General features: G+C 72.2%; 14 protein-coding genes. 4 read left to right on the forward strand and 10 right to left on the reverse strand.

Annotation, left to right across the window (positions count from 1 at the left end; translation table 11 throughout):
• Positions 1-23: 23 nt before the first annotated feature.
• Genes ABID77_RS11565 through ABID77_RS11575 form a run of 3 tightly spaced genes read left to right on the forward strand, consistent with a single transcriptional unit; the run spans position 24 to position 2,879 of the window.
• The gene (locus ABID77_RS11565) at positions 24-1,040 is read left to right on the forward strand and encodes a DUF58 domain-containing protein (RefSeq protein WP_429595431.1); all 1,017 of its coding nucleotides are present in this window, start codon (positions 24-26) and stop codon (positions 1,038-1,040) included.
• 16 nt (positions 1,041-1,056) lie between these two features.
• A complete protein-coding gene (locus ABID77_RS11570; RefSeq protein ID WP_429595434.1) occupies positions 1,057-2,097 on the forward strand; it encodes a VWA domain-containing protein in 1,041 nt (346 codons plus the stop codon).
• Positions 2,097-2,879: an SDR family NAD(P)-dependent oxidoreductase gene (locus ABID77_RS11575; protein WP_429595437.1), complete on the forward strand. Its 783-nt coding sequence runs from the start codon at positions 2,097-2,099 to the stop codon at positions 2,877-2,879. Before ABID77_RS11570 ends, ABID77_RS11575 begins: the two co-directional genes overlap by 1 nt.
• Before the next feature lie 7 nt (positions 2,880-2,886).
• Here the strand turns inward: ABID77_RS11575 and ABID77_RS11580 are convergent, their stop codons facing one another.
• Entirely contained in the window at positions 2,887-3,546 is a 660-nt protein-coding gene (locus ABID77_RS11580) for a DUF4124 domain-containing protein (protein ID WP_429595440.1), read from the reverse strand.
• 13 nt (positions 3,547-3,559) lie between these two features.
• Positions 3,560-4,615, reverse strand: a complete 1,056-nt coding sequence (locus tag ABID77_RS11585; protein WP_429595443.1) for an adenosine deaminase — start codon at positions 4,613-4,615, stop codon at positions 3,560-3,562.
• Positions 4,616-4,681: 66 nt separating this feature from the next.
• On the opposite strand from ABID77_RS11585, the gene ABID77_RS11590 reads away from it, so the two are divergent.
• A complete protein-coding gene (locus ABID77_RS11590) occupies positions 4,682-6,199 on the forward strand; it encodes a SulP family inorganic anion transporter (protein ID WP_429595446.1) in 1,518 nt (505 codons plus the stop codon).
• Positions 6,200-6,362: 163 nt separating this feature from the next.
• Here the strand turns inward: ABID77_RS11590 and ABID77_RS11595 are convergent, their stop codons facing one another.
• From ABID77_RS11595 to ABID77_RS11630, 8 genes are all read right to left on the reverse strand, one after another.
• Positions 6,363-7,526 carry a BMP family ABC transporter substrate-binding protein gene (locus ABID77_RS11595; RefSeq protein WP_429595449.1) on the reverse strand — a complete coding sequence of 388 codons (1,164 nt, stop codon included), beginning with the start codon at positions 7,524-7,526 and terminating at the stop codon, positions 6,363-6,365.
• 56 nt (positions 7,527-7,582) lie between these two features.
• Positions 7,583-8,503: an ABC transporter permease gene (locus ABID77_RS11600; protein ID WP_429595452.1), complete on the reverse strand. Its 921-nt coding sequence runs from the start codon at positions 8,501-8,503 to the stop codon at positions 7,583-7,585.
• Positions 8,503-9,678 carry an ABC transporter permease gene (locus ABID77_RS11605; RefSeq protein ID WP_429595455.1) on the reverse strand — a complete coding sequence of 392 codons (1,176 nt, stop codon included), beginning with the start codon at positions 9,676-9,678 and terminating at the stop codon, positions 8,503-8,505. The genes ABID77_RS11600 and ABID77_RS11605 overlap by 1 nt, the downstream gene beginning before the upstream one ends.
• Complete coding sequence (locus tag ABID77_RS11610; protein ID WP_429595458.1) at positions 9,671-11,269, reverse strand: ABC transporter ATP-binding protein; 1,599 nt, start codon at positions 11,267-11,269, stop codon at positions 9,671-9,673. The genes ABID77_RS11605 and ABID77_RS11610 overlap by 8 nt, the downstream gene beginning before the upstream one ends.
• A complete protein-coding gene (locus tag ABID77_RS11615) occupies positions 11,266-12,273 on the reverse strand; it encodes a LysR family transcriptional regulator (protein ID WP_429595461.1) in 1,008 nt (335 codons plus the stop codon). Before ABID77_RS11615 ends, ABID77_RS11610 begins: the two co-directional genes overlap by 4 nt.
• A gap of 71 nt (positions 12,274-12,344) precedes the next feature.
• Positions 12,345-14,798, reverse strand: coding sequence for a xanthine dehydrogenase molybdopterin binding subunit (gene xdhB / locus ABID77_RS11620; RefSeq protein ID WP_429595464.1), 2,454 nt, complete (start codon positions 14,796-14,798; stop codon positions 12,345-12,347).
• Positions 14,795-16,528 (reverse strand): xanthine dehydrogenase small subunit, encoded by a 1,734-nt coding sequence (gene xdhA / locus ABID77_RS11625; protein WP_429595466.1) that lies wholly within the window; start codon positions 16,526-16,528, stop codon positions 14,795-14,797. The genes xdhB and xdhA overlap by 4 nt, the downstream gene beginning before the upstream one ends.
• Before the next feature lie 226 nt (positions 16,529-16,754).
• On the reverse strand, positions 16,755-18,008 hold the full coding sequence (locus ABID77_RS11630; RefSeq protein WP_429595469.1) for an Nramp family divalent metal transporter: 1,254 nt from the start codon (positions 18,006-18,008) through the stop codon (positions 16,755-16,757).
• Positions 18,009-18,047 lie beyond the last annotated feature (39 nt).

Genomic DNA, 18,047 nt, shown 5'->3' on the forward strand with positions numbered 1-18,047 from the left:
CGCGGCATCCCCGGAGTTCGTCCGTGAAGCTGTGGTGGCGCTCCAGGTCGCGCGCGCCGGAGGCGGCGCCGGAACCGGTCGCGGCGGCCAACGACGCCGGGGCCGGGGGCGCGGAACGGCTGCTGGCGCGGCTCGAATGGACCGTCATCCGCCGGCTCGACGGCCTGCTGCAGGGCAACTACCGCACGCTGATGCGCGGGGCGGGGCTGGACCTGGCGGACCTGCGCGAGTACCAGTCGCACGACGACGTGCGCCACATCGACTGGAACGTCACGGCGCGGCTGGAGACGCCGCACGTGCGCGTGTTCACCGAGGACCGCGAGATGACCGCGTGGTTCGTGCTCGACCTGAGCCGGTCGGTGGACTTCGGCTCGGGCACCAAGGCCAAGCGCGAGGTGTCGATCGGTTTCGTCGGCGCGCTCGCGCGGCTGCTGACGCGCCACGGCAACCGGGTCGGCGCGCTGGTCTACGGCAACGACCTGGAAGCGGTGATCCCGCCGCGCACCGGGCGGCGCCACGTGCTGCACCTGCTCCACGCCATGGAGCGCCGTGCCGCCGAGGCCGCGCCGACGCAGAAGGGCATGACGCGGCTGTCGGACCTGCTGGCCTCGGCCGCCGGCCTGATGCCGCGGCGCTCGACCGTCTTCGTGGTCTCCGACTTCCTGAGCGAGCCCGGCTGGGAGCAGCCGCTCGGCCGGCTGGCCTTGCGCCACGAGGTGGTCGCCGTGCGGCTGTTCGATCCGCTGGAGCTGGACCTGCCTGACCTCGGCCTGGTGCCGCTGCGCGACGCCGAGACCGGCGAGCAGCTGTGGGTCGACACCCACGACCCGGGCTTCAGGAAGCGTTTCGCCAAGCTCGCCGCCGAGCGCGAGGCGACGCTGCGCGCGGCGCTGGCCAAGGCGCGCGTGGACACGCTCGAACTCTCGACCGCCGACGACCTCGCCGCCGCCATCCTGCGCTTCGCCGACGCGCGCAAGCAGCGCATGCGCGCGAGCGGCGGCGGCCATCCGAACTTCACGAAGACGGCCTCGGCCGCATGACGCACGCGGAGACGCCATGAATTTCCTCTGGCCCCAGTTCCTCTGGCTGCTGGCCCTGCTGCCGGTCCTGCTGCTGCTCTACGTCGCGCTGCTGCGCCGCAAGAAGAAGCTGGCCCTGCGCTATGCCAGCCTGTCGCTGGTGCGCGAGGCCATGGGCGCCGGCCAGAGCATGCGCCGCCACGTTCCGCCGGTGCTGTTCCTGCTGGCCATCGCCGCCATGCTGATCGCCGCCGCGCGCCCGATGGCGGTGGTGGTGCTGCCCTCCAACCAGCAGACCATCATCCTGGCGATGGACGTCTCGGGCAGCATGCGCGCGACCGACGTGCTGCCCAACCGGCTGGTGGCCGCGCAGGAAGCGGCCAAGGCCTTCATCAAGGACCTGCCGCGCACCGTCAAGGTGGGCATCGTCGCCTTCGCAGGCAGCGCGCAGGTGGCGCAGTTGCCCACCGTCAACCACGACGACCTGATGACCGCCATCGACGGCTTCCAGCTGCAGCGCGCCACCGCCACGGGCAACGCCATCGTGGTGTCGCTCGCCACGCTGTTCCCCGACCAGGGCATCGACGTCGCCAACTTCGGGCCGCCGAGCCGCTCGCGCGGCGTGCCGATCGAGCAGGCCGGCCGCGCGCCGCCCAAGGCCTTCGTGCCGGTGGCGCCGGGCTCCTACACCTCCGCCGCGATCATCATGCTGACCGACGGCCAGCGCACCACCGGCGTCGACCCGCTCGACGCGGCCAAGGCGGCGGCCGAGCGCGGCGTGCGCGTCTACACCGTCGGCGTGGGCACGGTCGACGGCGAGACCATCGGCTTCGAGGGCTGGTCGATGCGCGTGCGGCTCGACGAGGACACGCTCAAGGCCGTCGCCAACCAGACCCAGGCCGACTACTTCTACGCCGGCACGGCGGCCGACCTGAAGAAGGTCTACGACACGCTCAGCTCGCGCCTGACGGTCGAGAAGAAGGAGACCGAGGTCTCCGCCCTGTTCGCGCTCGGCGCCGCGCTGCTGGCGCTGCTCTCGGCCGGGCTGTCGCTGTTCTGGTTCAACCGCATCCTGTGATGGCCGACACCGCATCGATCGACCCGTTCGACCTGACCGGCCGCGTGGCCCTAGTGACCGGCGGCAACGGCGGCATCGGCCTGGGCATGGCGCTGGGGCTGGCGCGCGCCGGCGCCCGCGTGGTGGTGGCCGCGCGCAACGCGGAGAAGTCGGCGGCGGCCGTGGCGGCGCTCGCCGAGGCCGGCAGCGACGCCTTCGCGCTGACGGCGGACGTGACCGACGAGGCCTCGGTGCGGACGCTGTTCGACGCCCTGGCCGAGCGCGCCGGGCGGCTCGACATCCTGGTCAACAACGCCGGCACCACCGTGCGCAAGCCGGTCGACCGGCTCTCGCTCGACGAGTGGCACGCGGTGATGGACACCAACCTCACCAGCGCCTTCCTCTGCTGCCGCGCCGCCCATCCGCTGCTGAAGGCGTCCGGCGGCGGCAAGATCATCAACATCGGCTCGATGATGTCGATCTTCGGCGCGCCCTACGCGCCGGCCTACGGCGCGAGCAAGGGCGGCATCGTGCAGCTGACCAAGTCGCTGGCGGCGGCCTGGGCCGCCGACGGCATCCAGGCCAACGCGGTGCTGCCGGGCTGGATCCGGACCGAGCTCACCGACGGCGCCCGCGCCCAGGTGGCCGGCCTGGAGGAACGCGTGTCCGCGCGCACCGCCGCCGGCCGCTGGGGCGAGCCGGGCGACCTGGCCGGCATCGCGGTCTTCCTGGCGAGCGCGGCGTCGGACTTCGTCACCGGCACGGCGATCCCGGTGGACGGCGGCTACTCGATCGCCGCCTGAGCTTCGCTCAGTTGCAGACGACCGTCGTGCCCACCGGCCGGCAGGTGCGGCCGTCGGGGCGCACGTAGCGGTCGAGCCGGCCGGCGCGGTCGTAGTGGTTGCCCTGGGTGTCCTGGCAACCCGCGATGCCGCAGTCGCGCAGTTGCGGGCGCATGTCGGGCAGCGCCGGCGCCGGACCGCGATAGGGCACGGCGCCATAGGGGATGGCATAGGGAGCGCCATAGGGGACGCCGTAGGCGCCGCCGACCTGGGGGCTCCAGCCCGGATTCCAGCGTGCCGCCTCCGCCTCGCGCTGGCGCCGCAGTTCGGCGTCTCGCCGGTTCTGCTGCGCCTGCTGCTCCTGCTGCTCCTGCTGGAGCCGGGCGTTCGCGACGCCGACCGCGGCCCGCTCGGACCGCGTCACCGCATCGACCGTCTCGCGCTGCAGCCGGCGCGCACGCTCGACGCCGTCGAGCTGCTGCTGCAGCCGGTCGGAGCCCGCGGCGCCGGCCTCGCCGCGCTCGGTATAGGCGCCGGCATCGAGACCGAGGTCGACGCGCTGGTCGCCGGCCTTGCAGCCGGTGTCGTTGTAGCTGACCCGGCCGGCGGCGTCGCGGCAGCGCACCACCTGCGCGCCCGACGCGGCGCCCAGGGCCAGCAGCAGGGCGAGGACGAGCGGGCCGCGCATGAGGGCGTGATGCTCAGGCCGCGACCGCGAAGCGGGCGAAGCAGTCGTCCAGGCGCCGCAGGTAGCCGGCCTTCTCGTCCGCGCCGATGAAGCTGCCCTCGAAGCTGTTGGCCGCCAGCTGCCAGGCATGCCGGGCCGTCAGTCCCGTGGCGGCGAAGGTCTGCAGGAAGTTGTCGTTCATGTAGCCGCCGAAATAGGCCGGGTCGTCCGAATTCACCGTGGCGACGAGGCCGGCGTCGAGCAGCTCGCGCAGGTTGTGCGCGGCCAGGTCGGGGAACACGCACAGCTTCAGGTTCGACAGCGGGCACACGGTCAGCGGGATGCGGTCGCGCGCCAGGCGGCGCATCAGCTCGGGGTCCTTGGGGCTCTGCACGCCGTGGTCGATGCGCTCGACCTTCAGCACGTCGAGCGCGCTCCACACGTACGCCGGCGGACCCTCCTCGCCCGCGTGCGCCACCAGGTGCAGGCCCAGCTCGCGGCAACGCGCGAAGACGCGGGCGAACTTCTCCGGCGGATGGCCGACCTCGCTCGAATCGAGGCCGACGCCGATGAAGCGGTCCCGCAACGGCAATGCGGCCTCCAGCGTGGCGAAGGCGTCCTCCTCGCTCAGGTGGCGCAGGAAGCACAGGATCAGCGAGGCGCTTACGCCCAGGGTCTCGCGCGCCTCGACGCAGGCGCGGTGCAGGCCGTCGATCACGGTGCGCATCGGCACGCCGCGCGCGGTGTGGGTCTGCGGGTCGAAGAACATCTCGGTGTGCACGACGTGGTCGGCGGCGGCGCGTTCCAGGTAGGCCCACGCCATGTCGTGGAAGTCCTGCTCGGTCAGCAGCACGCTGGCGCCGGCGTAGTAGATGTCGAGGAAGCTCTGCAGGTCGGTGAAGGCGTAGGCGCGGCGCAGGGCCTCGACGTCGGCGTAGGGCAGCGCGACGCCGTTGCGTCGGGCGAGCGCGAAGATCAGCTCGGGTTCGAGCGAACCCTCGATGTGCATGTGCAGCTCGGCCTTGGGCATAGCGCGCAGGAGGTCGGGCAGGCGGTCGGGGGGGATGGTGTCGAAGGCGGGGCGGGTCATGCACGCACTCTAAATGCTCCGGCCCCGCCACGGCGCTTGCGGGGTGGGCTCGCCTACCATCGGCGGATGCATTCTTCCCGCCTGCGCGCCCAGTGGTGCCCCACCACCGTCCCGCGCGAACTGATGGCCGGTGCCGTCGCCACCTTCGCCCTCATCCCCGAAGTCATCGCCTTCTCCTTCGTCGCCGGCGTCGATCCGGCCGTGGGCCTGTTCGCCTCCTTCGTCATCGGCATCGTGATCGCCTTCACCGGCGGGCGGCCGGCCATGATCTCGGCGGCCGCCGGCTCGGTGGCGCTGGTGGCGGCGCCGCTGGTGCAGGCGCACGGGGTGCGCTACCTGCTGGCGGCGGGCGTGCTCGCCGGGCTGGTGCAGGTCGCCTTCGGGCTGCTGCGGCTGGGGGCGCTGATGCGCTTCGTCTCCAGCTCGGTGCGCACCGGCTTCGTCAACGCGCTGGCGATCCTGATCTTCTCGGCGCAGTTGCCGCACCTCGTGAACGCCAACGGCGCGACCTGGGCCGTGCTGGCCGCCGGCCTGGCGATCATCTACCTGCTGCCGCGCCTGACGACCGTGGTGCCTTCGCCGCTGGTGTGCATCGTGGTGCTGACGGTCGTCGCGTCGTGGCTGGGGCTGCCGGTGAAGACGGTGGCCGACCTCGGCCGGCTGCCCGACGCGATGCCGGTCTTCGCGTGGCTCGACGTCCCCTTCACGCTGGAGACGCTGCGCCTGATCGCCCTGCCGGCGCTGGCCATCGCGATGGTCGGCCTGCTCGAGTCGATGATGACCGCCAGCGTGGTCGACGAGCTCACCGACACCCCCAGCGACAAGAACCGCGAGTGCACGGGCCTGGGCCTGGCCAACGTGGCGGCGAGCTTCTTCGGCGGCATCGCCGGCTGCGGGATGATCGGCCAGACCGTGAGCAACGTGCGCTACGGCGGACGCGGGCGGCTCTCCACGCTGTTCGCCGGCGTGTTCCTGCTGATCCTGATGGTGATGCTCAAGCCCTGGGTGTCGCAGGTGCCGGTGGCGGCGCTGGTGGCGATCATGGTGATGGTGTCGGCCTCCACCTTCGACTGGGGATCGCTGCGCGGCGTGGTGCGCCATCCGCGCATGTCCAGCGTCGTGATGGTGGCGACGGTGGCCGTCACGGTCGCCACCGACAACCTCGCCGCCGGCGTGGCCGTGGGGGTGATGCTCAGCGGGGTGTTCTTCACCTTCAAGGTGGCGCAGCTGCTCGACGTCGCCGTGCACGACGACGTCACCGTCGACATGGCGGCGGCCGTCGACCGCGACACCACCGACCTCGGCGCCCTGCCCGGCGCCGTCCTCGGCGCGCGCACCTACCGCGTGCGCGGTCAGGTCTTCTTCGCCTCGGCCGACCTGTTCGTCGACGCCTTCGACACCCGCGACACCGAGGGCCGCCCGGTGCGCATCGACCTGTCCCAGGCCCACTTCTGGGACGTCACCGCCGTCGCCGCCCTCGACAAGGTCGTCGAGCGCCTGAAGAAGCACGGCAGCCCCGTCGAGGTCATCGGCTTGAACATGGCGAGCGAAGTGCTGATCGACCGGCTGGGGCCGAAGGCGTAGCGCCCTCCCTCGACGTCACACCGCGCCAGCGCCGCGACGCGAGCGAGCAAGCCGTCCCGCCCCATCCCAGAGACACCGCGGAACCGGCTCCGCCGGGCCGCCGGTGTCGCCCCCGGACGGGGGTTGGCGCTGCCACACGCAGTGAGCAAGCCTGGGGGCGAACTTACTTCCCGGGGACCTTGCCCTCGACGCCCTTGACGTAGAAGCCCACGCCCGAGAGGAACGCGTCGTCCGCGACCGTGTCCTTGGCGACCAGTTCCTTGCCGTCCTGGCCGACGATCGGGCCCTTCCAGATCGAGAAGCTGCCGTCCTTCAGGCCGGCCTTGACGGTCTCGACCTTGGTCTTGATCTCGGCGGGCACGTCCTCGGCGATCGAGACGATGTCGATCGCGCCCTCCTTCACGCCCCACCAGCTACGCCCGGTCGCCCACTTGCCGTCGAGCGCGTCCTGCGTCGTCTTGATGTAGTACGGGCCCCAGTTGATGACGGCCGAGGCCAAGTGGGCCTTGGGGCCGTAGGCGGTCATGTCGGAATCCCAGCCGAAGGCGCGCTTGCCCTTTTCCTGCGCCGTCTTGAGCACGGCGGGCGAGTCGGTGTTCTGGAACAGCACGTCGGCGCCGCCGTTGATGAGCGCCGTGGCGGCCTCGGTCTCCTTGGGCGGGCTGAACCACTCGTTGACCCACACGACCTTGGTCGTGATCTTCGGGTTCACCGACTGCGCGCCCATCGTGAAGCTGTTGATGTTGCGCAGCACCTCGGGGATCGGCACCGAGCCGACCACGCCCAGCGTGTTCGACTTGGTCATGCCGCCGGCGATGATGCCCGCGAGGTAGGCGCCCTCGTAGGTGCGGCTGTCGTAGGTGCGCAGGTTCTCGGCCGTCTTGTAGCCGGTGGCGTGCTCGAACTTCACGTCCTTGCTGTCGTTGGCGACCTTCAGGATCGGCTCCATGTAGCCGAAGGTGGTGCCGAAGATCAGCTTGTTGCCCTGGCCGACGAGGTCGCGGAACACGCGCTCGGCGTCGGCCGACTCGGGCACGCTCTCGACGAAGCTGGTCTTGATGCGGTCGCCGAACTCCTTCTCCAGCGCCTTGCGGGCGTTGTCGTGCGCATAGGACCAGCCGCCGTCGCCCACCGGGCCGACGTAGGCGAAGGCGATGTTGAGCGGCGCGGCCGGCGCGGCGGCCGGCGCAGCGGCGGTCGATGCCGGGGTCGCGGGCACGACGGCGGCCGGCGCGTCCTCCTTCTTGCCGCAGCCCACCAGGGCGGCGGAGGCGACGGCCGAGAAGGCGGCGAGCTTGAGCAGGGAGCGCTTGTTGAGTTCGGTCATGGGCGGAGGGTCCTCGGGAGACGGGTTGCTGGAAAAACGGAGGGCGGGCACGCGGTTCAGGCCCCCGGGTGGAACGGCTTGCCGATCGACGCGGGCATGTTGATGCGGATGAACGCCGGGTTGCGCGAGATCAGGGCCAGCACCACGATCGGGGCAATGTACTGCAGCATGCTCAGGAACTGGCTGGGCACGTCGACGCCGGTGCTCTGCAGGTGGAAGCCCAGCATCGACACTCCGCCGAACAGGTAGGCCCCGAGCAGCACCCGCACCGGCCGCCAGGTGGCGAAGGTGGTCAGCGCCAGCGCGATCCAGCCGCGCCCGGCGGTCATGCCCTCGACCCACAGCGGCGTGTAGACCGTCGAGAGGTAGGCGCCGGAGAGCCCGCACAGCGCCCCGCCCGCGACCACCGCCATGAAGCGGATGCGCCGCACCGGATAGCCCAGCGCGTGCGAGGACTCCGGCGACTCGCCCACCGAGCGCAGCACCAGCCCGGCGCGCGTGCGGTAGAGGAACCAGATCAGGCCGAGGGTGAGCGCCACCGCGCCGTAGACCATCGGGTGGTGCCGGAACAGCGCCGGGCCGACCAGCGGGATGTCGCCGAGCACCGGCAGCGCGTACGACACGCTCGCGGGCAGCTTGGCCTGCACGAAGTTGATGCCCACGAAGGCCGAGAAGCCGACGCCGAACAGGCTCAATGCCAGCCCGGTCGCGTACTGGTTGGTGTTGAGCCAGATCACCAGCACGCCGAAGATCGCCGCCAGCACCGCGCCGGCGGCCATGCCGGCCGCGAAGCCCAGCCACGGGCTGTGCGTGACCGACACCGTGGCGAAGCCGGCGATGGCCGCGCACAGCATCATCCCCTCGGCGCCGAGGTTGACGATGCCGGCCTTCTCGTTGATCAGGAGGCCCAATGCCGCGATGGCGAGCACGGTGCCGGCGGCCAGGGACGAGCCCAGGAGGAGTGCGTAGCTGTCCATCAGACGGTTCCTTGGGTGGCGGTGGCGGTGGCGATCGCGGTGCCGGCGGCGACGGGCGCCACGAGCGGCGTGGCGGCCTGCAGCGAGGCGGTGCCCTCGGCGGGGCGGGCGGTTGCGGCCGGTGCCTTGCGCCGCACGCGGTAGGCGATCAGCGTGTCGCAGGCCAGCAGCGAGAACAGCAGCAGTCCCTGGAACACGCCGGTCAGCGACTTGGGCAGCCCCAGGCGCGACTGCGCCAGTTCGCCGCCGATGTAGAACATGCTCATCAGCAGGGCCGAGAAGATCATGCCCACCGGATGCAGCCGCCCGACGAAGGCCACGATGATGGCCGCGAAGCCGTAGCCCGCCGGCACGTAGGGCGTGAGCTGGCCGATCGGCCCGGCGACCTCGAGCCCGCCGGCCAGGCCCGCCGCGCCGCCCGAGGTCAGCAAGGCGATCCACACCGCGCGCCGCGCCGAGAAGCCCGCGTAGCGCGCCGCCGCCGGCGCCAGCCCGCCCACCTGCTGCGCGAAGCCGGCGCGCGTGCGGAACAGGAACACCCACAGCGCCGCCGCCCCGGCCAATGCGATCAGCAGGCCGATGCTCGCGCGCGAGCCCTTGAACAGGCGCGGGATCTGCGTCACGGCGTCGAAGGTGCGGGTCTGCGGGAAGTTGTAGCCCAGCGGGTCCTTCCACGGCCCGTAGACCAGCCAGCCCAGCAGCAACGTCGCCACGTAGACCAGCATCAGGCTCACCAGGATCTCGCTGGCGTTGAAACGGTCGCGCAGGAAGGCGACGATGCCGGCCCACACCATGCCCCCGGCGATGCCCGCGAGCAGGATCGCCACGACGATCCACGGCCCGGTGGTCTTGTCGGCCATCAGGGCCACGCCGCCGGCCGCGATGGCGCCGCAGACGAACTGGCCCTCGGCGCCGATGTTCCAGATGTTGGAACGGAAGCACACCGCCAGGCCCAGCGCGATGATCAGCAGCGGCGTCGCCTTGACCATCAGCTCGCCCAGCGCGTAGCCGCTCTTGATCGGCTCCCAGAAGAACACCAGCAGGCCCTTGACCGGGTCCTTGCCCAGCAGCGCGAACAGCGCCGTGCCGATGGCCACCGTGACCAGCAGCGCCAGCAGCGGCGAGGCGTAGCTCCAGAAGCGCGAGAGCTGCGGGCGGGGTTCGAGCTTAAGCATGGGTCACCTCCCGGGCGGTCGTGGCCGCGCCAGCCGTCGTCGTGGCGCCGGCGGCGGGCGCGTCCCACAGCCCGCTCATCCATTCGCCGATGCGCGGCACGGTGGCCTCGGCGCGGTCGACCGAGGGCGACAGCCGGCCCTTGGCGATGACGTGCAGCCGGTCGCTGAGGTCGAACAGTTCGTCGAGCTCCTCGCTGACCACCAGCACCGCGCAGCCGGCGTCGCGCAATGCCAGGATCTCGTTGCGGATCAGGGCCGCCGCGCCCACGTCCACGCCCCAGGTCGGCTGCGAGACGATGAAGAGCTTCGGTCGCGCGTCGATCTCGCGCCCGACGATGAACTTCTGCAGGTTGCCGCCCGAGAGCGAGCGCGCCGCCGAGTCCGGCCCGCCGGCCTTGACGTTGAAGCGCCGGATGATCTCCCGGGCCTGCGCCGCGAGCGCACCGGTGCGGATCCAGCCCCCCGCGCCGACGGCGTCGCCGCGCGTGAGCAGCAGGTTGTGCGCCAGACCCAGCGAGGGCACGGCGCCACGGCCCAGCCGCTCCTCTGGCACGAAGTGCACGCCCAGCGCGCGCCGGGCCCGGGGCCGCAGGCGCGCGGCCGGCTGGCCGAAGACCTCGATCATGGCCGGCTCGGCGCGCGTGTCCTCGCCCGAGAGCGCGTAGAGCAGCTCCTTCTGGCCGTTGCCCGACACCCCCGCGATGCCCACCACCTCGCCCGCGCGCACCTCCATCGAGACGCCGTCGAGGTCGACGCCGAACTGGTCCTCGCGCGGGAGCGAGAGCGCCTTCACGCGCAGCGCCACCGCGCCGGTCCTCGACGGCCGGTGCACCAGCGGCGGCGGCTCGGCGCCGATCATCAGGCGCGAGAGCGATTCGTTGCTCTCCTGCTGCGGGTTGCACACGCCCGTGACCTTGCCGCCGCGCAGCACCGTGCAGGCCGTGCACAGCTCGCGGATCTCGTGGAGCTTGTGGCTGATGTAGAGGATGCTGCAGCCCTGCGAGGCCAGCTTCTTGAGCACCACGAACAGCCGCGCGACGGCCTGCGGCGTCAGCACCGAGGTCGGCTCGTCGAGGATCAGCAATTGCGGATCGGTCAGCAGCGCGCGGATGATCTCCACCCGCTGCATCTCGCCCACCGACAGCGTGTGCACCGGGCGCGAGGGGTCGATGTCCAGGCCGTACTCGCCGGCCTTGGCGTCGATGCGGCGCGCCACCTCGGCCAGCGCGAGCGACTTGTCCAGGCCGAGCCAGACGTTCTCCGCCACCGTCAGGGTGTCGAACAGGCTGAAGTGCTGGAACACCATGCTGATGCCCAGCGCCCTGGCCTCCTGCGGGTTGCGCACGTTCACGGCGCGGCCGTTGAACGCGACGCTGCCCTCGTCGGGCTTGACGGCGCCGTAGATGATCTTCATCAGGGTCGACTTGCCCGCGCCGTTCTCGCCCAGCACGGCGTGCGTCTCGCCGGGTCGCACGACCAGCGAGACGTCGCTGTTGGCCACCACCGAGGGGTAGCGCTTGGTGATGTGGGCGAGCTGCAGCCGGGTCGCGGCCGGAGGGGACGTCGTGGAGGTGGGGGGGGTGGTGCTCATGCCTGTGCCGCGGCCGGGGTGACCGGCGCCGTTGTCGTCGTTGTTGGAATGGGGGTCTGCGGGGTGTCGGTGGCGCCCGGTCGCAGCGAGGCGGCGACCGCCTTGACGCGCTCGCGCAGCCAGCGCGCCGCGGCCGAGGCGTGCGTGCGCTCGTGCCACAGCTGGTAGTAGACGAGGCGCGGGAACTCGACCGGGCAGGCGACGATGCGCACCGGCAGCCGCTGCGCGAAGCGCTCGCAGTACTGGCGCCCGGTGGTCAGCACCAGCAGGCTGGCGGCGACCATGTCCGGGATCAGCCCGAAGTGCGCGCAGCGCGCGGCGATGCGGCGCTCCAGCCCCTGGGCGTCGAGCATCTGGTCGATGATGCCGCGCGCGCCGGGGTGCGTGGGCGTCGGCGCGACGTGCTCGGAATCGAGCCACTGCGCGACGCTCCAACCGCGCCGGACCGCCGGATGGCCCTGGGCCACGAGCGACACCACCTCGTCCTCGAACAGGCGCGCCATGTGCAGGTCGTCCGGCGGCTGGCGCCAGTTGCCCACCACCACGTCGACCTCGCCGATCGCCAGCTTGGCGTGGTAGTCGGCCTCCGAGGACAGCGCCTGGATCTCGATGGCGCAGCGCGGCGCCTGCGCCTTCACCTGCGCCACCAGCAGCGGCAGGAACAGCGGGTCGAGGTAGTCGCTCGCGGCGATGCGGAAGGCGTGCTCGGCGGTCTGCGGATCGAAGCCGCGGGCGTCGGAGAACAGCGCCTCGGCCGAGCGCAGGATGCTGGCGGCCGGCTCGATCATGCGCAGGGCCGCGTCGGTGGGCGCCATGCCGGCGCCCGAGCGCACCAGCAGCGGATCGCCGGCGAGCTCGCGCAATCGCTTCAACGCGGCGGAGACCGCCGGCTGGTGCATGCCCAGGCGCAGCGCCGCGCGCGAGACGCTGCGCTCGGTCAGCACCGTGTGCAGCACGCGGATGAGGTGCAGGTCGATCTTGTCGAAGGCAATCTGGTCTCTCATGGCCATCCCCGCATTGTCACGACCCGCGCGCGCTCACGCCTCGGTCGGAACACGTACGACGCGCCGCGCCGTCATGGCCGCGCCTGCACGGCCGAGATCGCGTCGAGGATGGCCTCGGACGTGGCCGGCGCGCGCAGCGGCGGGTCGGCGCGGTGGCCGCCGGCGGCCGAGACGGCGTCGCGGATGGCGAAGAAGACGGAGAACGGCAGCAGCAGCGGCGGCTCGCCCACGGCTTTGCTGCGGTGGATCGAGTCCTCGGCATTGGGCCCGTCGAACAGGCGCACGTTGAACACCGGCGGACAGTCGTTGGCCGTCGGGATCTTGTAGGTGCTGGGGGCGTGCGTGGCGAGCCGGCCGGTGGTCGGGTGCCAGACCAGCTCCTCGGTCGTGAGCCAGCCCATGCCCTGGATGAAGGCGCCCTCGACCTGGCCGATGTCGATGGCCGGGTTGAGCGAGCGGCCGGCGTCCTGCAGGATGTCCGCGCGCAGCAGCTTCCACTCGCCCGTGAGCGTGTCCACCACCACCTCGCTGACCGCCGCGCCGTAGGCGAAGTAGTAGAACGGCCGGCCCTTGAGCGTCTCGCGGTTCCAGCTCAGGCCGGGCGTGGCGTAGAAGCCGTCGGACCACAGCTGCACGCGGTCGAGGTAGGCCTCGCCCACCAGCGTGCCGAAACCCAGCGTGCGGCCGTTGACCTCGACCTTGTCGTTGGCGAAGCGCACGTCGGCGGCCCGCCCGCCGTGGCGCGCGGCGGCGCAGGCGGCCAGCCGCTCGCGCACCTGGCGCGCGGCGTCCTGCGCGGCCTTGCCGTTGAGGTCGGCGCCGGTGGAGGCCGCCGTGGCCGAGGTGTTGGCGACCTTGGCCGTGTCGGTGGCCGTCACGCGCACGCTCTCGAAGCTCACGCCCAGCTCGTGCGCCACCACCTGCGCGACCTTGGTGTTCAGGCCCTGGCCCATCTCGGTGCCGCCGTGGTTGACCAGGATCGAGCCGTCGTTGTAGACGTGCACCAGCGCGCCGGCCTGGTTGAAGTGCGGCACGTTGAAGGAGATGCCGAACTTCAGCGGCGACAGCGCGATGCCGCGCTTGAGCACCGGGCTCGCGGCGTTGAATTCGGCGATGGCGGCGCGGCGCGCGCGGTAGTCGCTGGTCGATTCCAGCTCGGCCACCAGTTCGTGGACGACGTTGTCGGTCACGGTCTGCGCGTAGGGCGTGACGTTGCGCTCGTCCGTGCCGTAGAAGTTGACGCGCCGCACGTCGAGCGGATCGCGCCCCAGCGTGCGCGCGACCGTGTCGAGGATGTTCTCCACCGCGATCGCGCCCTGCGGCCCGCCGAAGCCGCGGAACGCCGTGTTGCTCTGCGTGTTGGTGCGGCCGGAGTAGCCGTGGATCGCGACCTCGGGCAGCCAGTAGGCGTTGTCGAAGTGGCACAGCGCCCGCGTCATCACCGGGCCGGAGAGGTCGGCCGAGTGGCCGGCGCGCGAGACCATCGAGATCTCGGCGCCGAGGATGCGGCCCTCGTCGTCGTGGCCGACCTCGTACTCGTACCAGAAGCAGTGGCGCCGGCCGGTGACCATGAAGTCGTCGTCGCGGTCGAGCCGCAGCTTGACCGGCCGCCGCAGCAGGCTGGCCGCCACCGCAGCCACGCAGGCGAACAGGCCCGACTGCGATTCCTTGCCGCCGAAGCCGCCGCCCATGCGCCGGCACTCGACGTGCACCTCGTTGGCCTGCAGGTGCAGGGCGTGGGCGACCATGTGCTGCATCTCGCTCGGATGCTGCGTCGAGCAATGCACGTGCATGCCGCCGCCCTCCTTCGGGATGGCGTAGCTGATCTGCCCTTCCAGGTAGAACTGCTCCTGGCCGCCGACGTCGAAGCCGCCCTGGAGGCGATGCGGCGCGGCGGCGATGGCGGCGCGCACCGCCGCCTCGGCCCGGTCCTTGTCGCTGTCGTCGTCCAGGCTGGCGCTGCGCACCAGGTGCATCGGCGGCACCACGTAGGCGCCCCGCGCGTGGGCCTCGCGCGGCGTGAGCACCGGCGCGGCGGCCTCGACGCGGATCACGTCCCTGGCCCGGGCGGCGGCGCGGCGGGCGTCGTCGCGCGTGCGGGCGACGACGGCGAACACCGGCTGGCCCAGGTAGCGGATCTCGCCGTCGCACAGGATGGGGTCGTCGTGGACGATGGAGCCGCAGTCGTTGCTGCCCGGGATGTCCGCGGCCGACAGCACCGCCACCACGCCCGGCAGGGCACGCACGACGTCGAGGTCCAGCGCCGTCAGGCGCCCGGCCGCCACCGGCGACAGGCCCAGCGCGCAGTGCAGCGTGCCGGCGAGTTCGGGCAGGTCGTCGACGTAGGCCGCCTCGCCCGCGACGTGCAGCCCGGCCGACTCGTGCGGCCGGCTGATGCCCACGCGCGCGCCGGCTTCGCGCGAGCGCGCCTCGGCGCCCTCGTCGATGCGCGCGGCGGTGTTGGCGCGGTAGTCGGCGAAGGCGGTGGCCGGCTGGAGGAAGGCCGTGTCGACGGGTTTGTTCATGGCTGGCTCCGGAAGGGGACGGCGGATGCGGTGGCGGCGACGGGCGCCGGCAGCACGTGCGGCATCGCGTCCCAGACGCTGACGGCGGCGTTGGGCAAGGGATCGGTGGCGCGGGTCTCCAGCCACAGGCGCTGCAGCAGGTTCCGCGCGACCTTCAGGCGATAGGCGGCGGAGGCGCGCAGGTCCGACAGCGGCTCGAAGTCCTCGCCCAGCGCGGCCTGGGCGGCGGCCACGGTGGCCGGCGTCCAGGGTCGGCCGACCACCGCGGCCTCGGCGCGCGCGGCGCGGTTCACCGTCGCGGCCATGCCGCCGAAGGCCAAGCGCACGGCCTTGACGACCGGGTCGCCCGAAGCGCCGGCGCCGGCATCGACCGGCGCCTCGAACTCGATGGCGAAGCCCGCGCACAGCGCCGAGATGTCGCTGTCGAAGCGCTTGCTGATCTTGTAGGCCCGCACGTGGCGGCGCAGCGCCGCGAGCGGCACGGCGATGCCCTGCACGAACTCGCCCGACTCCAGCCGGTTCTGCATGTAGCCCAGGTAGAACGCGTCGAGCCGCAGGCGCCGCACGCGCGCGCCGCGCCGCAGTTCGACCTCGGCGTCGAGCGCCATCAGCACCGGCGGGGAGTCGCCGATGGGCGAGCCGTTGGCGACGTTGCCGCCCAGCGTGCCGGCATGGCGGATCGGCGGCGAGGCGAAGCGCAGCCAGACGTCGGCCAGCGACGGCGCGCGCCGCACCAGCGCGCGCCAGGCTTCCTCCAGCGAAGCGCCGGCGCCGATGTACAGCTCGGCGCCCTCGCCCGTGCCGCGCTCGCCGATGCGCTTCATCTCCTCGACGCCGCCGACGAAGACGATGTCGCCCAGGTCGCGGAACTGCTTGTTGACCCACAGGCCGACGTCGGTCGAGCCGGCGAGCAATTGCGCGGCGGGCAGGCGCTCGCGCAGCATGGCGAGTTCGTCGAGCGTGGTCGGGGCGTGGAAGGTGTCGGTGCGGCCGTGACGCGCGCCGACGTAGCGGAAGCCGGCGGCGCCGTCCGCCGTCGCGGCGGCTTCGGCCGTCTCGGACTTCAGGCGCGTGAGCGCCGCCACGGCGGCACGGGTGTCGAGCGGCGCTGCCGGCAGGTCGAACATGCGCTGGCCGGCATCGAGGATCGGGCGGTAGCCGGTGCAGCGGCACAGGTTGCCCGAGAGGTCGTCGGCCAGTTCCTGGCGCGTGGGCCGCGTGCCGGCGTCCTGGTGGCGCTCGTAGGTCGACCACAGCGACATCACGAAGCCGGGCGTGCAGAAGCCGCACTGCGAGCCGTGGCACTCGACCATCGCCTGCTGCACCGGATGCAGGCGCCGCACCGGGTGCTTCTCGTGCGGGGAGTCGCCGCGCGCGGGACCGTCGGTGCGGCCGGCCAGCGTCTTCAGGTCCTCGACGGTGAACAGCGCCTTGCCGTGGAGGGTCGGCAGGAACTGGATGCAGGCGTTGACCGTCTGCAGCCGCAGCCCGCCGACCACGTCGGTGGCGGGCCGGCCGTCGACGGCGTCGGCCGCCGGCGCGAGTTCGCCGATCACGACCGTGCAGGCGCCGCAGTCGCCCTCGTTGCAGCCTTCCTTGGTGCCGGTGCAGCGCGCGTCCTCGCGCAGCCAGTCGAGCACCGAGCGGGTCGGATGGACGCCCGCGACGTCGACGACGCGTCCCTGGTGGAAGAAGCGGACCGGCTGCGTGGTGGCGGCGGAAGGGGTCATCGTGGTGGCGGGCGTTCGTTCTGGTTGGGCGCGTCGCATCGTGGGCGCGGCGGGGAATGCTGGAACTTAAGGGCGATGGGGACACGCAGGCATACGGCCCCGGCCATAGCCTGTATGCCGGTGCCGGTATGCACTCGCGAGGTGCGCTGCCGCGCATGCAGCAAGTGTCGGGCCAGGGTGCGCGAGGTTTCGTGCGCCGGTGGCGCGCCTGCGCCCGCCGCGACGCTCAGCGGAACACGTCGACCGCCATCATCGCGACCGCCCCGCCCATCAGCGCGGTGCCGCCCCAGCCGAGCCAGCGCGTGCGGCGGCTCGACGTGAAGCGGCCCATCACGCGCTCGCGCGCGACCAGCGTCATCATGGCCGCCATGATCGGCACGGCGACCACGCCGTTGATCACCGCGCTCCAGTAGAGCGCCTTCATCGGATCGACCGGCGTGAAGTCCAGCGCCGTGCCCGCCAGGGTGGCGATGCCGATGATGGCGTAGAACTTCTTGGCCTCGCGCCAGTGGCGCTCCAGCCCTTCGCGCCAGCCGAAGGCCTCGGCCACGGCGTAGGCCGCCGACGAGGCCAGCACCGGCACGGCCAGCAGCCCCGTGGCGACGATGCCGCCGGCGAACAGCCAGAAGGCGAAGTCCCCGGCCAGCGGACGCAGCGCCTCGGCCGCCTGCGCCGCCGAGGTGACGTCGTGGACGCCGGCCGCGTACAGCGCCGCCGCGCCGACCACCATCACGAAGAAGGCGATCAGGTTGGAGAAGATCATGCCGATCCAGGTGTCGACCTTGACGCGCCGCAGGTCGCTGCGCACCTGCGCGTCGGTGCCGCGCGCTCCGCCCTTCTGGCGCAGTTCCTCGACCTCCTGCGAGGCCTGCCAGAAGAACAGGTAGGGCGAGATGGTGGTGCCCAGCAGCGCCACGACCATCATCCAGTAGTCGCCGCTCCACTGGAACTGCGGCACCACCAGGTCGTGCAGCACCCGGCCCCAGGGCACCTTCACCGCGAAGACCGCCGCCACGTAGGCGAACAGGGTCAGCGTGAGCCACTTGAGGACGTGCGCGAGCCGCCGGTAGGGCACGAACACCTGCAGCAGCACCGTCAGCACGCCGAAGGCCAGCGAATGGAAGTGCTGGCCCCCGCCCGCGACCAGCTGCAGCGCCTCGCCCATCGCGGCGATGTCGGCGGCGATGTTGATGGTGTTGGCCACCACCAGCAGAGCGACCAGCGTCATCAGCAGCCAGCGCGGCAGGTGGTCGCGCAGGTTGGCGGCCACGCCCTTGCCGGTGACGCGGCCGATGCGCGCCGACACCATCTGGATGGCGATCATGAAGGGCAGCGACAGGAACACCGTCCACAGCAGACCGGTGCCGAACTGCGCGCCGGCCTGGGTGTAGGTCGCGATGCCCGACGGGTCGTCGTCGGCCGCGCCGGTGACGACGCCGGGTCCGACGTGGCGGAGGAAGGACGGGATGAGCTGCTTCATGGCGCGACGCTAACCGCCGCACATGAACGCCAGCCGACC

Origin of the sequence: Variovorax sp. PvP013, from assembly GCF_050435945.1 — a bacterium.
In the GTDB taxonomy this organism is placed as follows: Bacteria; Pseudomonadota; Gammaproteobacteria; order Burkholderiales; family Burkholderiaceae_C; genus Variovorax.